Here is a 14,720-nt window from a genome sequence, read left to right on the forward strand (position 1 = left end):
TAGCTTCAATGTCCAACGATTACTTTCAATTCAAGCAGTTTCTAATACAGCAGGCCAATTCCGGAATGAAAGTAACTACCGATGGATGCCTGTTTGGAGCCTGGGTGGCGAGTGAGATCAATGCTAATGCCGAACCTAAAAAGATACTGGATATTGGAGCTGGTACTGGACTACTCTCACTTATGCTGGCACAAGCAACGCAGCAAAGTCAAATCGAAGCAGTTGAGATTAATACGTCAGCATTCGAAGAAGCCTTATCAAACTTTTCAGATTCGAAATGGAGTGAGCGACTGAAGATCTACCAATCTCCTATTCAAGATTTCTCTGTTGACTCTACCTATGATTTAATTCTATCCAATCCCCCTTTTTTTACTGATAGTCAGAAAGGAACAATAGATGATAAGAATCAAGCACTGCATTCTTCTGATCTACCTATGCAAGCTCTACTCAAGGCAGTGCTTGCATTGTTGTCCAAAGATGGAACGTTCTATGTACTGTTTCCTGAAAGAGAAATGGATCGGTTCATTGAACTGGCAAATAAGTCACAACTCTGCCTGACCGAATCTCTTGAAGTGAGAAACCAATCGGGTAGTAAGGTTTTTAGGAAAATGGCTGCTTTCAGCTTCAGAGAAAAAGAATTTAATCAAAGAGAGATCATAATCAGGAAGTCAGATGGTAGATACACAGACGAGTTTTGGAGCTTATTGGAAGAATTCTACTTAGAGTACAATGATCCATATTTTAAAACATTCTGAGCGAGTAGAATATTACTCACTCAGAATGTAAGGCATTCGATCTACTCTATCGAAATTGCCATAGGCACTCCTCTCCTTACCTCACGATATTGTTGTTTTGCCTTCTCACTTGTTTTTTGTGCTCTATTGATATCATAGAAGCTTTTGCCATAAAGCTCTTGAGCTTTTTCTTCATAATAGTCATAGTAACCTTGCTTCATTGAATTCAGACTAGTTAAATATTCCTCATATGTATCATCATCTTCATACCTTCCTCTAACTACGAAGGCAGACTTGTCAATCATTGGATCATGAAGGGATTTATAAATAAGCTCTGAATATTGTTCCTGAGTTTTCCCCATATCCACATCAAGAAGTTGAATGCCGTTCTCTTGAACAAACTTATCTGTCAATTCTGGTACTGTGATTCCTGATTTACTATTGGGAGCGGGGGGTAACATCATTGGAATATTCAGAAGCTCACCGGACTCATTTTTTCCAACATAAACGATCATCCTCAGCTCTTTTTCACGAAGCACGTCTTGCACATTTCGCACAAGTTTCATCTGCTGGTTCTTGTCCACCTTTAGAATCATTTGTGCTTTTGGATGAAAATCCCCATCAAAGCTTGAGAGCTCTTTCAACGTCATTAGTTCGTCTTTGAAATAAATTAGATCATTTTTAATGATTATATCAAAACGCACCTCTGAACTGATGTTGAAAACGTACTTAGTATCCTGAATTACCGGGAAGTCAACTGAAAACTCTTCTGTCAATGAAAGATCCTGCTCTTCCAGCTTTGAATTGCATTGGACAATGACCAAACTAAATAGTACTGTCAATGTGATTACTGTGGCTACCTTGAACTTTCCAAGGTTACCGATCTTTTGTATGTTCATCATGGTTATTCTTTTTTTAATGAATGATAAATTGAAATTGTGTACTAACCCGAATGAGTTGTTGCTGATCAATTGTCTCAAAAGCAAAGTTTGATACTCAACCAAGGAATAACCCTTTTTAATCATTTTTCTATCTGCTATATATTCATGTGTAGTTTTTAAAGATTTATTGAGCCACCAGATCACTGGATTAAACCAGAGAATAGCACTCAGAAGTTGAACAATAATCAAATCAAAGGAATGTCTTTGTTGAATATGAGTCTTTTCATGTTCCAGTATATGGGCAAACTCATCACTATCCAACATTTCTATTGAAACAAAGACACTATTCAAAAAGGAAAATGGTGCTATCGGCTGTGGAACCTTCACGATAGTTAGCCCACTCACAATCTCTTTCGAGTTTCCCGACTTCAATTTGAAAATCCACCTCAACATCCAAATGAGTCGAAAAATAGAGACAATCAAACCAATGGCGTAAACAATCAAGAGTATATCAAAAAACAGATTTCTGTGTTTTCCCTCTTTTATAGATGTTATCGAAGATGAGCTAAAATTCTGATCTATTATTCCATAAGACCAGTTCTTCACTATATCCTGATAACCAACACGTGCATCACTCAGCTGCTTAATTGGCTGATCAATTATACCTCCCTTGTCAGAAGTGAAATCAATACTTAAAAGTGGTAAAGTAAATGAGCAAACAAGAACACCTAACAAATAAAATCTGTTGAAATTGAGGGAAGCTTCTTTTCTCAGTAATGCGTGATAAATAAGATACAGAATACCCAGAGTCGCGCTTGATTCTAATAGAAATAAGATAGCTTCATTCATCTTTCTTAGACTTTAGTTCCTTAAGCATTTTCATTACTTCATTTAATTCCTCTTCATCAAGATTTTTACTTTCTGAAAAGAAGTTCACTACCTGCTTCAAGGAGTTATTATAGTAGTCTGAAACCAATCGAGACAACTGCCCCTTGCTATACTCTTCCTTGGATACCATCGGATAATATTGATAAGTCTTGCCATAGGCATTATAGCCTACTATCTCCTTCTGCACCAATACCCTTACAATTGTTGATACAGAGTTGTATGGAGGTTTAGGGTTGGGATATTGCTCAAGGATATCCTTGATAAAACCTTTTTCAATATCCCAGAGAATCTTCATAATCTTCTCTTCTGCCTTGGTTAAAGTAGTCATACTTCTAAGAGTTAAAATTGATCAGCTACACAAACTTACAACTTAATTTTAAGTTAAACAACTTATTATTAAGTTTTATTATTTAAAACTAAGTTGATAATTGCAGTCCACATCTGTAATAAATTGGAGTTTTCAGTAACTCACCTTACATGAAACTTATTCTACCGAAAGACAGATCTTCTCTTACAGAGAAGCAAGACAAAAAATATCAGTCGCTAAACAATCTCATTAATTCACTGAATGAGAAAGAATTAACTACTGATTTTATCTCTATAAGCAACTCTGAATTAGAAGCGCTGAATGAAATTCAAGACTCAGATCAGCACCTTTTAAAATTGACTACAAAAACATATGCTAAAATCTATAATAGGGCCGTGACCAAACTCAAATACACAACCAAAAGCTACTACATGACACTATGGATGTCTCTAGGCATGGCAGTTTTCGGCATTCCTTTCGGAATGATCTTTAGCATGAGTTTAGACAATTTCGCTTTTCTTGGATTGGGTTTACCAATCGGTATGTCCATTGGTCTTGCGATTGGAGCAGGACTGGATAAGAAGGCGGAGACAGAAGGAAGGCAACTTGTCGTTTAGTATATCTTAGACAATCCATCCTAATAAACGTTCTGGAACCTCTTAACTTCTCTTTTCGAGTTGGAGAAATTAAACATAGATCACTTCTTTATCCTTCAAATACATCTTTTCATCGAATCTCAATCCCCTAGCACAGGAATTTAGTCTTTTCATCGTCTAACCTTAAAATTCAAAGACGATTATGACTAAACTGCTGATACCACTCGCTTTCCTTTTTCTATTTTCTTCTTGCGACAGTTCTGAAGAAGAAGTAATTGAAGTTGATATTGAACAAAGCGCAATACTGGTTCAATTCGAAAATCGAATTGATTTAACTAATCTTCCAAATTACGCTAACCAGGAAATTCCATCGTATATATCGAAAGATAATACAACAACAAATCCAATCACGGATAATGGATCTATTCTTGGAAGAGTACTTTTCTATGATAAGAATTTATCCATAGATAACACAGTAGCCTGTGCAAGTTGTCATCAACAATCTTTTGGATTTAGTGATGGGGATATTGCATCTACAGGTGTGAATGGAAGCACTGGCAGACACTCTATGAGGCTGGTGAACGCACGCTTTGCAGATGAAGTGAATTTCTTTTGGGATGAACGCTCAACTAGTCTAGAAAGTCAAACCACTCAGCCCATTCAAGATCACATAGAAATGGGATTTAGTGGAGAAGAAGGAAATGATGACATATCACGTCTTTTCGAAAAGCTAGAGTCCATAGACTACTACAATGAGCTTTTCACATTTATATATGGAGATACTGAAGTGAATGAGCAACGAATGCAAAATGCCTTAGGTCAGTTTATCAGAAGTATTCAATCATTTGACTCAAAGTATGATTTAGGTAGAGCTCAAGTAAATAACGAAAACACAGATTTTCCTAATTTCTCAGAACTTGAAAATGAGGGAAAAGCGCTTTTCATGGATCGGGTTGATTTTAATAATAACGGAGTTAGAGTAGGTGGTGGAATAGGATGTAATGCTTGCCATCGAGCTCCAGAGTTTGACATTGATCCAAGAAGCGGAAACAATGGAATCATCGCGTCTTTAAGTGGTGGAACAGATACAGAAGTAACCAGATCTCCATCGCTAAGGGATCTATTCAATACCTCGGGGGAGGTCAATGGCCCATTTATGCATACAGGGTTTTCTGAAGATTTCGAAGATGTCTTAGATCATTACGATAATATCCCTGCTGCCGGAAATGGTTTGGATAGACGTCTGAATCCAATGGGCAATACTCAAAACTTAAATATGACTCAAGGAGAAAAAGATGCAGTAATTGCTTTTATAAAAACCTTAACGGGATCTGACATCTACTCCAATGATAAATGGTCTGATCCGTTCAATTAAAAGTGAGGGATGAACTTTAAGCGATCTTATAGAGTTGAAGTTTATCAGATTGCTTTTAGTTTTAAAGAAAAAAATCATGCTCGGATTCCTCACCGGAAAGAATAAAAAAGTTCAGCAATACTTAAATGAAGGAGGAATCATCGTAGATGTTCGCTCTAAAACTGAATACGAAGAAGGACACCTCAGAAATTCTACAAATATTCCATTAGACTCTTTGCCAAAATTTATAGGTCAGCTTGATAAGTCTAAACCTATAGTGACATGCTGTGCTTCTGGCATGCGAAGTGGTTCAGCTAAACGCATGTTAAAAGCAAATGGCTTTAGCGTAGTTAATGGTGGTGGCTGGATGAATCTTCAGAAGTACGAGTAAAACCGTGAGCTGCTTGTCCAACGAAATTTTCAGGGAAATTTTCATCGCCTGGAAAACCTAGTTCTATGTCTCTCCCATTTTCAGGTATGTAACTTGTTTTGAAGAGATAATCCCAGATACTCAAAGTCAACCCAAAATTCACACCATAAGATCGATCTTCTGGCAATGCTTTCACATGATGCCAAATGTGCATTTGTGGATTGTTAAAAACATATTTCAACGGACCTAGATTGAGTTTGAAATTGGAGTGGTTAAAATGGCCAACTACTAAGGTGAAAATATGAATTACGAAAAAATCCCTTAATCCAATTCCAATTAATGCAAGTGGGATATATTCAATCGTCCTGTAGATAATTGTCTCCATCCAGTGGTATCTTAAATGTGCAGCAAAGCCCATCTCTTTGACACTGTGATGTACCTTATGAAATTCCCATAAAAAAGCTGACCGGTGCAACAAGCGATGTGTCCACCATTGCACAAAATCCCTCACTATAAAGCCGAGAAGTAAATGAGCCCAAACTGGCCAGTTCATTACTTCAAAAGCCACCAAGTTCGTAATGCCTATTAAAGCCAATACATCATTAAAAAAAACAACCACCACATCAGACGCTGCATTGAATACAATCAGGGAAAAAAGAAAGAAGTTAAAAAACATATAAAAGAGATCAAGCCAAAAATCTTTCCTAAACTTTGCTTGATTTTTCCTCCATGGCTTTATCCATTCTAAAACTAAAAAAAAGGCAGAAACACCCAATAGCCAATAAAAATAGCTATGCCATTGAGGCATAGAAATTTCTTGCCATAGATAGTTAGCATATCCAGAATATGCATTTTTAATAATCTGCCAATAGTTCATGATTTATTAAGCTGGTGATGGACCAAAAAGTTCACAACAATTTTATCAAAGCTAAACTTGTTAAATACTTCGTATGTTACAACATTAGATTACCAATCAGAGAAATAATATATGCCAAATACAGATGGTAGGCTTACGTTAGATATAAATGCTCCTGCCCCACTTTTTAAAATCAATGACATTTTTGATAGAGAAATAGATTTATCCAAATACAAAGGAAAAAAAGTACTCATCGCCTTTTTCAGGCATGCCGGATGTCCTTTTTGCAATACCAGAGTTCACAATCTTCAAAAGCATTACGAAAATTTAAAAGCGAAAGGTCTTGAAATGATTTTCTTTTTCGAGTCAAAAAAAGAATTAATGGTTTCTAGTGATTTTCACAGTAGTATCTCTCCTATTCCCTTAATCTCAGATCCTGAAAAAACTTGGTATGATGCATACGGCGTGGAAAGTTCAGGATTGAAATCTGCAAAAAGTCATTTCAAATCCTTCTTCCAGCAAGTCATTGAAGCAAAAAAAAGCAAAGTTCCAGTACATTGGATGTCAGGAAATGAGTCTATAAAAACAATCCCTGCGGAGTTCCTAATGGATGAAAAAGGGATCATAAGAGCGGTACATTATTCAAAAGGACTAAGAGATCGGATGTCAATTGATGCAATCATCGAATTCGCCGGATAAACTATAATCAGGTTCCTCTTTCGATAGCCAATTCAATAAGCTCATTAATTAAGTCCGAATAGCTCATCCCCTCCTGCTCCCAAAGTTGGGGATACATGCTAATACTTGTAAAACCGGGGATGGTATTTACCTCATTGACCAAGATTTCTCCATTATCCTGAAAAAACATATCTACACGTGACATTCCTTGACAGCCCAATGCTTTATATGCTTTGATTGCTGTTGCTTTTAATTGATCTACATATTTAAGATCAACATCTGCAGGTATCCTAGTCGTTGCTTTTGATGAAGAGGCGTATTTTTCTTCATACGAATAGAAATTACCTGATATCACTTCCCCAACTCCTGAGGCTTTTGGATGATCATTACCTAAAACCGCGCATTCTAATTCCTTACCTTCTACCTTTTTTTCTACGAGTACTTTTCGATCATACTGCAGCGAATCTTTGATAGCAACATTCCATTCGGATTCATTTGTCACTCTATGTACACCTACAGATGACCCCATATTTGCTGGTTTCACAAATACCACAGAACCAAGGAAAGATACCTCAGCATAAGTAGGTATTTCATCACCACGGATGATCAAGATCCAATCCGCTACCTTAATCCCACTATCTCTTAAAAGGCGTTTTGCTACGTCTTTGTCCATTGAAGCTGCAGAGCCAAGCACATCAGAGCCTACAAATGGGATTCCCAATAGACACAGAAGTCCCTGAATAGTACCATCTTCTCCTTTCGGACCATGTAGGATAGGAAACACTACATCAAATCTTCCAATTGATTTATTGTTAGAAACAAAAAAATCTTGACCTCCGGGATGAATAGAAACCAGTTCTCCTTGAGTCGTAATTTCCTCTGCCAGCTCATCCTCTCTCACCAATCTCCAACTGCCTGCTTTAGATATTCCTATTATTGAAAAATTATATCGAGACTTATCAATTTCCTTAATGATGTTTTTTGTAGAACGAATTGATATTACATGTTCTGGTGATTGGCCACCACAAAGGATTAAGATATTTTTCATAAGGGTACGTTAAGTAACATATATTCAATCATAAATCTCTCTCAACTCAAAATCATCTCCTTTTCCATACTGAATAAGCTCGCTCATCAAGTAATTCTCCATTGAAAAAATATCCTTCAAACGGTAATCATTTCTTCCAATTACCTCGAAAAGAATAAACTCGTTCACTTCGCCATAATTGATTAGACGATACTTCTTACCTACACGCATGCTAGAAAATGCCAATCCACTCATATTGATAGCAATATTATTATGCGATTTTTGATTTACTTTTACTTTATGAAAAAAATTCTTCCATTCCTTCTAATTACAGTCTTTTACATCGTTAGTTGCAAGGATGATGATCGCTTAACTGAAGTACTTACTGGTACCTGGATAGGACAAAGAATTGATATTACGAACTGTTCTGACGATGCACGAAATATTTCGGAAGAAGTGGACTGTGGTGATGTCTCTTGTTTTCGTTTAATCCTCAATAGTAATACTTACTCATTTCAGCAAAGAACAAGTGTAACAGAAGGCACATGGAGCGTAGGAGATGTATTAAGCTTATGTGTAGAAGAGGAAAACGAAATTATTTGTGATGAATACCTATTCACATTAACAGGAGCCAGTCTTATACTTTCTGCAGATACCACCTCGGCGAGATGTGTCACCACCTTCACCTTTGATAAGTTGTTCGAACAAGACACAACATCTTCATAAGTCAATAGAATTACTAGCTAAGATTTTTAGGAACCATCACTGATTAGCTCCCCCATATCATACTCATATTCAATCTTTAAATTTCCTTCCTGATCATACCATTTAGCTAATCCATGGATCTTTCCATTTTCATAATTGGACTCCTCCATCGTTTTTCCATCCACATAGAACTTCTGTTGCAATCCACTCAGCACTCCATTACTATAATTTTTGCGTTCTACTATATTTCTACGCTTATAAATAAGGTATTCGCCATTTAGCACATCGTCATTGTAATAGGCTTTGGTTTCTACATACCCAAGATTGTCAAACACAAGCTCAACTCCTTGCTTTTTCCCATTAAGGTATGTTGTAATTGACTGTACCTTACCATGGGTATCATAAGCGGTCCAGGTTCCATGATACAAGCCATCAAGAAAGTCGCCTTCTCCTATGGTGATTTCATCTGATCTTAATGTAACTTTTTGAAGCCCTTGCCTTCCCTGATAGTCAGAAACAATCGCATTGGGTGGAATTTGACTTCCTTCAATAGGTTCAGAATAAGTGTTTGTTGATCCTCCGCAAGCACCAGATATAGTTGCTAAAATCAAAAAAATCTTTTTCATTATCTCTTAAATATTTTGGGTAAAACATCTTTAAAGATTTTATCCTTATTCGTAAAAATAACATACAAACCGCATAGAAAAACGATAAGAGCATAATAGAAAAGCTGCCCTTTATCATTCATAATTTCTATTCCCAATATTGTTAAGTGCATTCCTATAGCACCAATCATTAGCCCAACAGCCAAGACACCCCCTACCCATGCAGTGCGAGGTATTATCAACAAGACAGCAGCTATCAATTCCATTATTCCAATTAACCATCTTCCCCATGGCTCCATTCCCACCATCTTGAAGATGTACATAGATTCTGGAGATCCAGTAAATTTGAAATAAAGCGTTTGTGCCATTATAAAGGCGGCAGCTAGTCTAGCAATGATATAGGCAGTTTTCGTCAGCATAAGAGTGATTTTAGATTGATAATATATAAAGATTTTGAAAAAGCTTAAGAAATTAAATAGAATCTATTGGGTATACGGTGGCATTATGGGCCTCCTAATGATTTCCCTACAAGTCGTGCATTACAAGACAATGGTTAGGGACATTAAGGTGGAATTGTTTGGCGGAATTATAGGAGTTCTTTTTCTTGCATTTGGTATTTGGTTAGGCACATCAAGTTTCAAAACTAAAAAAGCTTCAGATAAATACGATGCTTTGAAGCTTGGTTTAAGCAAACGCGAAGTACAGGTGCTTGAATTATTAGCACAAGGATTTTCAAATCAGGAGATAGCAGATAAGCTATTTGTTTCATTGAATACCGCCAAAACTCACATATCAAATATATACGCCAAACTCAATGTACAACGAAGAACGCAGGCTATTCAAAAAGCGCGGAACCTAGCCTTGATAGATCATTCTTTCGAGGGGAAAGCATAAAATCACCCGAAAGAATGAATAAAAAACGAATCATTTAATCGTGATTTGAAAGAAAAAAGATATGAAAACTAAAATAGCATTGAAGTATGGGTTGATAAGCGGTTGTATGATTGTCAGCTCTTGGTTTATATTATTAGGTTTTGAAGATAATCCAGATTTTGCACTAGCCGAAATACTCGGTTATGCTATTATGATAGCTGCGCTTTCAGCAGTTTTTGTAGGCATCAAACGAATTCGTGATGAAAACGGATCTCTTTCATTTAAAGAAGCTTTCTTAAATGGCTTAGGTATAACGCTCGTTGCTTCCACCATTTATGTAATTGGATGGATGATCTATATGCCTAATTTCGCTCCAGACTTTGTAGATAAGTATACCGCATCACAAGTAGAACTGATAGAGCAGATGGATATTGAGAATGAAGAAAAACTAGAACAAATAAATGACATCAACGAGTGGATGGAAACCTATAAACAACCTCATATAATGGTAGCTATGACATTTGTTGAAATTTTCCCTGTTGGCTTAATAGTCACATTGATTTCGGCTTTAATCTTGAAGAGGAAGTAGATTCTATCTAATTTCACTGAATGATTAAGAAACTAGCTCTTCTTTTTATTTCTGGATACTTTCTTTCCTGCAGCACTACAGAAAAAGAAGAAAATACATCAACAAGTGAAAGACAAGGTTCTCAAAGCAACTACGTCCCATCAGGCTTTCATGCATCAATAAACCATGGTAAGAAAAATCAACCGGTAAGTCTATTATTAGAGGATTCACTTTATCACCTTTATTATACCACTGGTACAGATGAATTGGGTCATTTGAAAAGCGTAAACTTACTTGACTGGGATTATGATCAATCCATCTCTATAGGTGATTCCTATGGGAAAGTACAATACGACCTATTCAATAGTAGTGGTCTCTCTGAGCCTTGGATTAAGTATTGGGTAGATGACAATGAATTAATCATTTCGACAAGTGCGGATGGAAAATCTAATTGGAACGACAGATCTGTTCTCAAAACAGAGGGCTTCAATCCAAGTATATCGTGGGACAGCAATCTGGAACAATGGATTCTTGTATTAACCAATGGAAACAAACTAGAAATACACACTTCTGTAGATTTTCTTAGATGGGAAAGTAGTTCGGAAATAGTTTATGAAACTCCTTTACAAAGTGCCTCATTATCACAAATAGGTAGCCAATGGTTGTTTGTCTTAAATCAGGAAGAGATAAAGTACCAAATAGGTAGCTTTGATGGGGCATCTTTTATTCCCTTAGGTACTCCATCTTCTTTGTTTGAAGGGAGTAATTTTCAATCTGCCAATCTATTTCATACTGGAGATAAAACACTCCTGATTGCGCAAAGTGAAAAAAACACAAACTCAACTTCTCCAACATTCAGTTTGCCTTTAGAAGTTGACATCAAAGATGAAAATATCCTCTTATTTCCTACATCTCACTTTAGATCGAAATTCACAGGAAAGAGAAGAGGAAAGCTTAGTAAGCTCGTAGCTGAAGGTCCTTCATGGTATTCTTTTACCATAGATCAAAAATTTTCAAACTTAAAAATGATCCTAAATGATCCCGCTTCTTCCATGAATATGGAATGGGATACCGAAAGGAAAATCATTAAATTCGATAGATCTAAATCAAGCATTGGTGATCTTGAAATTATTGAATCTAATCTTTCGATTGATCCAGACAATTTAAAAGTTGATATTCTTATTGATCATGATGTTATAGACATTTTCTTCAACGATGGTGAAGCGTATTTTTCCATTTCTGTCAAACCATTTTCATTTTTTAGTGAAGTGCAAATCTATCTGGATGACAAAAAATATGATGCAAGGGGAGTTTTGTTCAATATTGGCATCTAAGTAAATAGATGTTATCACCTATAACATAAAACATAGAAAGACAGAATTTTTAGTCCAAAAAACCTTAAACTTGAATTACGAAGTTATTAAACTAACCCTATGAAGTCACCATATAAAGTCATAATCCTATTAACTCTTGTTTCCTTTTTAGTTGGATGTACATCCAGTACAAATCAAAATGAAAAGTCTAGAGAAGAGCTAAAGGAAGAGAAAACCATACATGATTTAGAGCAACTTTTAGAGGACTTACCACCTCCCTCTTTGGTTCCTTTCACACTCAAATCCATTGAAGCAGAATTCGATAAAGGGCACATCAATTCACTTGAAGGCATAGAATCTTATAAAAGTAATCGTGACAAAATGGCTCTTAATATGGGTGTATATGCTTCAGATATAAGCTACATGGCCGCTTATGGTCATGAAAATGATTGTATTGAGTACCTAAAAGCTTCTCATGAAATGGCTGAATTCCTCGGGGATTCTGCAATCTACAATGAAGATGACTTGAATGAATTTAGAGGTCACATAGCCGCACAAAACGAAGATGAAATCTCCCGGATACTTGGAAAGCTTTTTCTAGAGACAAGCGTAAAAATGGAAGAGGATCACCATTTAACAATGGCAGGTCTTGCACTTACTGGAAGCTTTGTTGAAGGTTTGTATCAAGCAGTCATTACCTTAGAAACTTACCCTGAAACACCGGAAAACGAAAAATTACTTGAGCCATTAGTGAAAATAGTCCTTGGCGAAGAGCAAGCATTGCTAGATATTATTCAAGTATTGGAAGATCTTCCATTCGATGATACCATCGCTGACATGATTGCAGAATTATCAATTCTAGATAGGCTCTATAAAGGAGACATGAAAAACATTGAAGAGAAAATGAAAAACGATCCCAATTTTATTTTGACCAAAGAAGTAATGAGGGATGTTACATTAGAAGTAAAAAGAATCAGAGGAAAAATTACAGTTATGTAATTAGCACTTAATCCCTAATCCTTAGGCACTGACTAGTCAGTGCCTTTTTTGTTTATACATAAAAAAACCTCTCGAAATTTCGAGAAGTTCTGTTTGTCTTAATAAATAAGGATACTTATTTATCCTCTTTTTTCTTAGCAGCTGGCTTTTTAGGAGCAGCTTTCTTCGTTTCTTTTTTTTCTGCCTTTGGCTTTGCTTCTTTTTTCTCAGCAACTTTTGCTTTCGGCTCTGCCTTCTTTTTAGGCGCAGCTTTTTTCACTTCCTTCTTCGGAGCATCAGCTACCTCAGCTTTTGGTGCAGCTTCTTTCTTAGGCGCTATTTCTTTTTTTGGAGCAGCTTTTTCAGCCTTAGGTTCCTCTTTTTTAGACTTAGCCTTGTTTGCAAACTCAGCCTTAATCTCCTCAATATCAACTTGTTTAATAGAAGGAACAGCGTTTAAACGCTTCATTGTGTTCACTCTATTTTTAGCGACATTTTTATTTTTTCTTCCTTTTCTTTCTAATCTTGTTACGGCCATTTTCTTGGTCTTCTTACGTGAAATGAGCCGCAAATTTAGGTTATTATGTAGTTTTGTCCAAAACAATATTTAATGTCTAAAAGTAAGCCTTCACTTCCTCGTGGAACCAGAGATTTTGGTCCTACCATTTCTGCGAAACGTAGCTACATCATTGAAAAAATTAAGAAGAATTTTATAAAATATGGTTTTAGTCAATTAGAAACTCCAGCAATGGAGAACCTATCTACCCTTACAGGAAAATATGGCGATGAAGGTGATCAACTGCTTTACAAAATCTTAAATAGCGGGGATTATCTAAGCAAAGCAACAGAAGACGATTATAAGGAAGGAAGTAAACATTTATCTAGCAAAATTTCAGAAAAAGGTCTTCGATATGACCTGACAGTCCCGTTCGCCAGATTTGTAGTCATGAATCAAAATGAAATCCCTTTTCCATTTAAGCGCTATCAGATTCAACCTGTATGGAGAGCAGATCGACCTCAAAAAGGCAGGTACAGAGAGTTTTATCAGTGTGATGCAGATATTGTTGGGAGTAAAGGAATATGGAACGAAGTAGAACTGACACTTCTATTCCATGATGTATTCAATGATTTAGCCCTTGAAGATTACATAGTTAAAATCAATCATAGAGAGATATTATTCCTTTTAGCTGATTATGTAGGGTTAAAAGAAAAAGCCATTCCTTTTACGGCCGAAATTGATAAGCTGGATAAGATTGGACGAGAGAAGGTTGTAGATAATGTCCTTGCCTTAGGAGGAGATTCCTCTAAAATAGATGAAGTAATGGATCTCATTATTTTAAAAGACAGAGACCAACTTCTGAATAAAGTCAAATCAATAGACGACTCAAATACCGGAGTAATAGAGCTTTTAGGCTTTTTTGAAAGACTCAACCAGTTTAAGGAAAGAAATTTAAGAGTAGAACTAGACCTTTCGCTTGCCAGAGGCCTCTCCTACTATACAGGAATGATCTATGAAGTAAAACCCACTAGTGTGAGAATGGGTAGTATTTGTGGAGGTGGTAGATATGATAACCTTACAGGAATCTTTGGATTAGATGGAGTATCCGGAATAGGAATATCATTTGGATTGGATCGAATCTATGACGTAATGGATGAGCTTAATTTATTTCCTGAAAAAATAACTCAGCAGATTGAAATCCTTATTTTACACTTCAACGAAGAAAACCTGAGACATGGTCAATCCATTGTGATGCAATTGAGAGCTGCTGGAATCAAAGCAGACCTCTATCCCGAATCTGTGAAAATTCAAAAGCAGTTTACTTACGCCGATAAAATTCGGACTCCTTATGCACTCATTATTGGTGATAATGAAATGAGTTCTGGAGAGTACATGATTAAAAACATGCAATCCGGTGAACAGAAACCAATGAGCATTGATAAAATAATCCAGCTCTTTAAAGGTTAACTTTACAGACTTTGTTTGTAT

18 protein-coding genes and 1 pseudogene are annotated in these 14,720 nt (G+C 36.3%); 11 read left to right on the forward strand and 8 right to left on the reverse strand.

Annotated elements, in window-relative coordinates:
- Positions 1-8 precede the first annotated feature (8 nt).
- The gene (locus tag ABJQ32_06860) at positions 9-755 is read left to right on the forward strand and encodes a methyltransferase (protein ID MEP5289354.1); all 747 of its coding nucleotides are present in this window, start codon (positions 9-11) and stop codon (positions 753-755) included.
- A gap of 41 nt (positions 756-796) precedes the next feature.
- Here ABJQ32_06860 and ABJQ32_06865 read toward each other — a convergent pair whose 3' ends face one another.
- Positions 797-2,464 carry a M56 family metallopeptidase gene (locus ABJQ32_06865; protein MEP5289355.1) on the reverse strand — a complete coding sequence of 556 codons (1,668 nt, stop codon included), beginning with the start codon at positions 2,462-2,464 and terminating at the stop codon, positions 797-799.
- A complete protein-coding gene (locus tag ABJQ32_06870) occupies positions 2,457-2,831 on the reverse strand; it encodes a BlaI/MecI/CopY family transcriptional regulator (protein MEP5289356.1) in 375 nt (124 codons plus the stop codon). The genes ABJQ32_06865 and ABJQ32_06870 overlap by 8 nt, the downstream gene beginning before the upstream one ends.
- 149 nt (positions 2,832-2,980) lie before the next feature.
- Here ABJQ32_06870 and ABJQ32_06875 point away from each other — a divergent pair, with 149 nt between their 5' ends.
- The 3 genes from ABJQ32_06875 to ABJQ32_06885 all read left to right on the forward strand — a co-directional run bounded on the left by ABJQ32_06875 (position 2,981) and on the right by ABJQ32_06885 (position 5,151).
- A complete protein-coding gene (locus ABJQ32_06875) occupies positions 2,981-3,427 on the forward strand; it encodes a hypothetical protein (GenBank protein MEP5289357.1) in 447 nt (148 codons plus the stop codon).
- A 181-nt stretch (positions 3,428-3,608) separates the two neighbouring features.
- Positions 3,609-4,781, forward strand: coding sequence for a cytochrome c peroxidase (locus ABJQ32_06880; protein ID MEP5289358.1), 1,173 nt, complete (start codon positions 3,609-3,611; stop codon positions 4,779-4,781).
- 76 nt (positions 4,782-4,857) lie between these two features.
- Positions 4,858-5,151 (forward strand): rhodanese-like domain-containing protein, encoded by a 294-nt coding sequence (locus tag ABJQ32_06885; GenBank protein ID MEP5289359.1) that lies wholly within the window; start codon positions 4,858-4,860, stop codon positions 5,149-5,151.
- Here the strand turns inward: ABJQ32_06885 and ABJQ32_06890 are convergent.
- Complete coding sequence (locus tag ABJQ32_06890) at positions 5,111-6,007, reverse strand: sterol desaturase family protein (GenBank protein MEP5289360.1); 897 nt, start codon at positions 6,005-6,007, stop codon at positions 5,111-5,113. The genes ABJQ32_06885 and ABJQ32_06890 overlap by 41 nt on opposite strands.
- Before the next feature lie 111 nt (positions 6,008-6,118).
- Between ABJQ32_06890 and ABJQ32_06895 the strand changes: the two genes are divergently transcribed.
- Positions 6,119-6,685: a redoxin domain-containing protein gene (locus tag ABJQ32_06895; protein MEP5289361.1), complete on the forward strand. Its 567-nt coding sequence runs from the start codon at positions 6,119-6,121 to the stop codon at positions 6,683-6,685.
- A 7-nt stretch (positions 6,686-6,692) separates the two neighbouring features.
- Here ABJQ32_06895 and ABJQ32_06900 read toward each other — a convergent pair whose 3' ends face one another.
- Both ABJQ32_06900 and ABJQ32_06905 read right to left on the reverse strand, forming a co-directional pair.
- On the reverse strand, positions 6,693-7,712 hold the full coding sequence (locus ABJQ32_06900) for a D-alanine--D-alanine ligase family protein (protein ID MEP5289362.1): 1,020 nt from the start codon (positions 7,710-7,712) through the stop codon (positions 6,693-6,695).
- Positions 7,713-7,736: 24 nt separating this feature from the next.
- Positions 7,737-7,946 carry a hypothetical protein gene (locus tag ABJQ32_06905; protein MEP5289363.1) on the reverse strand — a complete coding sequence of 70 codons (210 nt, stop codon included), beginning with the start codon at positions 7,944-7,946 and terminating at the stop codon, positions 7,737-7,739.
- 45 nt (positions 7,947-7,991) lie between these two features.
- On the opposite strand from ABJQ32_06905, the gene ABJQ32_06910 reads away from it, so the two are divergent.
- Positions 7,992-8,417, forward strand: coding sequence for a hypothetical protein (locus ABJQ32_06910; GenBank protein ID MEP5289364.1), 426 nt, complete (start codon positions 7,992-7,994; stop codon positions 8,415-8,417).
- A gap of 26 nt (positions 8,418-8,443) precedes the next feature.
- Here the strand turns inward: ABJQ32_06910 and ABJQ32_06915 are convergent, their stop codons facing one another.
- Both ABJQ32_06915 and ABJQ32_06920 read right to left on the reverse strand, forming a co-directional pair.
- Entirely contained in the window at positions 8,444-9,022 is a 579-nt protein-coding gene (locus tag ABJQ32_06915; GenBank protein ID MEP5289365.1) for a hypothetical protein, read from the reverse strand.
- Positions 9,022-9,420 (reverse strand): DoxX family protein, encoded by a 399-nt coding sequence (locus ABJQ32_06920; GenBank protein MEP5289366.1) that lies wholly within the window; start codon positions 9,418-9,420, stop codon positions 9,022-9,024. The genes ABJQ32_06915 and ABJQ32_06920 overlap by 1 nt, the downstream gene beginning before the upstream one ends.
- Before the next feature lie 265 nt (positions 9,421-9,685).
- On the opposite strand from ABJQ32_06920, the pseudogene ABJQ32_06925 reads away from it, so the two are divergent.
- The 4 genes and pseudogenes from ABJQ32_06925 (at position 9,686) to ABJQ32_06940 (ending at position 12,754) form a co-directional block, all read left to right on the forward strand.
- Positions 9,686-9,895 (forward strand): annotated as a pseudogene (locus ABJQ32_06925) (response regulator transcription factor).
- Positions 9,896-9,956: 61 nt separating this feature from the next.
- Entirely contained in the window at positions 9,957-10,463 is a 507-nt protein-coding gene (locus ABJQ32_06930) for a DUF4199 domain-containing protein (protein MEP5289367.1), read from the forward strand.
- A 20-nt stretch (positions 10,464-10,483) separates the two neighbouring features.
- A complete protein-coding gene (locus ABJQ32_06935; protein MEP5289368.1) occupies positions 10,484-11,776 on the forward strand; it encodes a GH32 C-terminal domain-containing protein in 1,293 nt (430 codons plus the stop codon).
- A gap of 99 nt (positions 11,777-11,875) precedes the next feature.
- Positions 11,876-12,754 (forward strand): hypothetical protein, encoded by an 879-nt coding sequence (locus tag ABJQ32_06940; protein MEP5289369.1) that lies wholly within the window; start codon positions 11,876-11,878, stop codon positions 12,752-12,754.
- 115 nt (positions 12,755-12,869) lie between these two features.
- Here the strand turns inward: ABJQ32_06940 and ABJQ32_06945 are convergent, their stop codons facing one another.
- On the reverse strand, positions 12,870-13,202 hold the full coding sequence (locus ABJQ32_06945) for a hypothetical protein (protein MEP5289370.1): 333 nt from the start codon (positions 13,200-13,202) through the stop codon (positions 12,870-12,872).
- 141 nt (positions 13,203-13,343) lie between these two features.
- Between ABJQ32_06945 and hisS the strand changes: the two genes are divergently transcribed.
- Positions 13,344-14,699: a histidine--tRNA ligase gene (gene hisS, locus ABJQ32_06950; protein MEP5289371.1), complete on the forward strand. Its 1,356-nt coding sequence runs from the start codon at positions 13,344-13,346 to the stop codon at positions 14,697-14,699.
- Positions 14,700-14,720: the final 21 nt, after the last annotated feature.

This window comes from Marinobacter alexandrii (assembly GCA_039984955.1).
Taxonomy (GTDB): Bacteria; Bacteroidota; Bacteroidia; order Cytophagales; family Cyclobacteriaceae; genus Ekhidna.

Coding starts and splice junctions, on each gene's coding strand:
- ABJQ32_06860 (MEP5289354.1), top strand. CDS start 9: ATGTCCAACGATTACTTTCAATTCAAGCAGTTTCTAATACAGCAGGCC.
- ABJQ32_06865 (MEP5289355.1), bottom strand. CDS start 2,464: ATGAATGAAGCTATCTTATTTCTATTAGAATCAAGCGCGACTCTGGGT.
- ABJQ32_06870 (MEP5289356.1), bottom strand. CDS start 2,831: ATGACTACTTTAACCAAGGCAGAAGAGAAGATTATGAAGATTCTCTGG.
- ABJQ32_06875 (MEP5289357.1), top strand. CDS start 2,981: ATGAAACTTATTCTACCGAAAGACAGATCTTCTCTTACAGAGAAGCAA.
- ABJQ32_06880 (MEP5289358.1), top strand. CDS start 3,609: ATGACTAAACTGCTGATACCACTCGCTTTCCTTTTTCTATTTTCTTCT.
- ABJQ32_06885 (MEP5289359.1), top strand. CDS start 4,858: ATGCTCGGATTCCTCACCGGAAAGAATAAAAAAGTTCAGCAATACTTA.
- ABJQ32_06890 (MEP5289360.1), bottom strand. CDS start 6,007: ATGAACTATTGGCAGATTATTAAAAATGCATATTCTGGATATGCTAAC.
- ABJQ32_06895 (MEP5289361.1), top strand. CDS start 6,119: ATGCCAAATACAGATGGTAGGCTTACGTTAGATATAAATGCTCCTGCC.
- ABJQ32_06900 (MEP5289362.1), bottom strand. CDS start 7,712: ATGAAAAATATCTTAATCCTTTGTGGTGGCCAATCACCAGAACATGTA.
- ABJQ32_06905 (MEP5289363.1), bottom strand. CDS start 7,946: ATGAGTGGATTGGCATTTTCTAGCATGCGTGTAGGTAAGAAGTATCGT.
- ABJQ32_06910 (MEP5289364.1), top strand. CDS start 7,992: ATGAAAAAAATTCTTCCATTCCTTCTAATTACAGTCTTTTACATCGTT.
- ABJQ32_06915 (MEP5289365.1), bottom strand. CDS start 9,022: ATGAAAAAGATTTTTTTGATTTTAGCAACTATATCTGGTGCTTGCGGA.
- ABJQ32_06920 (MEP5289366.1), bottom strand. CDS start 9,420: ATGCTGACGAAAACTGCCTATATCATTGCTAGACTAGCTGCCGCCTTT.
- ABJQ32_06930 (MEP5289367.1), top strand. CDS start 9,957: ATGAAAACTAAAATAGCATTGAAGTATGGGTTGATAAGCGGTTGTATG.
- ABJQ32_06935 (MEP5289368.1), top strand. CDS start 10,484: ATGATTAAGAAACTAGCTCTTCTTTTTATTTCTGGATACTTTCTTTCC.
- ABJQ32_06940 (MEP5289369.1), top strand. CDS start 11,876: ATGAAGTCACCATATAAAGTCATAATCCTATTAACTCTTGTTTCCTTT.
- ABJQ32_06945 (MEP5289370.1), bottom strand. CDS start 13,202: ATGAAGCGTTTAAACGCTGTTCCTTCTATTAAACAAGTTGATATTGAG.
- hisS (MEP5289371.1), top strand. CDS start 13,344: ATGTCTAAAAGTAAGCCTTCACTTCCTCGTGGAACCAGAGATTTTGGT.